Source organism: Nocardioides luteus (assembly GCF_014648595.1).
Classification (GTDB): domain Bacteria; phylum Actinomycetota; class Actinomycetes; order Propionibacteriales; family Nocardioidaceae; genus Nocardioides; species Nocardioides luteus.
Genome location: NZ_BMRK01000047.1, coordinates 1 through 867, shown reverse-complemented (window position 1 = coordinate 867; position 867 = coordinate 1). Strand labels below are relative to the sequence as shown.

Below are 867 nucleotides of genomic sequence, written 5' to 3'. Positions count from 1 at the left end.
GCTCCGGCCGGAGGTCGTGGGCGGTGAGCCACACGCCGTCGACGAACTCCGCGCTCCCGCGCGCCAGGACGCTCCAGCCGGCGGAGCTGAAGGAGTCGAACTCGTCGACCTGGTAGGACATCGGGCCGGCGCCGACGTGGTCGGCGATCGCGGTGTGCGGGGCGGTCCGGAAGACGATCCGCTCCCCCACCATGACGTGGTTGACCGGCATGATCAGCGGGCCCTCGGAGTCGCTGAACGCGACCCTGCCGACCTCGTTGCGCTCGAGCAGCTCCAGGCACTCGTCGCGGTCGATCGGGGTCAGGTGACCCGGGAACCAGCGGGCGGTCAGGTACATCGATCTCACCCCCGCCCTGCGCCGGCCGGCTCGGTGCCGGCGGCCGCGAGCCCGTCCGGGGCGCCGGCGTCCCCCTCGAACGCCGGCGCCACGTGCGGGTCGATCTCGACCGGGCACCTGCTCTCCCGGAGCACCGCCCGGGAGGTGCCGCCCAGATGGCCGAAACCGAAGAAATGGCGCCCTCGGCCGAGGATCAGCAGCTCGGCCTGGTGGGAGGCCTCCACGAGGGCGTACGCCGTCTGGGCGTAGATCGCATCGAGCCGGACCTCCACGTCGGCCGTCTCCGGCCCGGCTCCGGCGCGCGCAGCGGCGAGGGCTTCAGCCAGCTCGCGCTCGGCGCGCGCTGTCCAACGCTCCTCCTCGTCCCCGACGCCGAGAGGGTCGTCGTAGGCTCCGTAGGCTCGCCAGGCGTGCACCAGCCGCAGGGGCGCGCCACGTTCGGCCGCCACCTCCAGCCCGCGGCGTACGAGGGCTGAGGAGGTGGCGGCGTCCTGCACCCCGACGACGATGTCTCGGGGCGAGCTCTTGGT

General features: G+C 73.7%; 2 protein-coding genes. Both read right to left on the bottom strand.

Features of this window, described 5'->3' with window-relative positions; all coding sequences use genetic code 11:
- Positions 1-337 (bottom strand): pyridoxamine 5'-phosphate oxidase family protein (locus IEY81_RS23900; protein WP_189120999.1); only part of this gene is annotated, 337 nt, incomplete at its 3' end.
- A gap of 5 nt (positions 338-342) precedes the next feature.
- On the bottom strand, positions 343-867 hold a 525-nt coding region (locus IEY81_RS23895; RefSeq protein ID WP_189120998.1), incomplete at its 5' end, for a universal stress protein.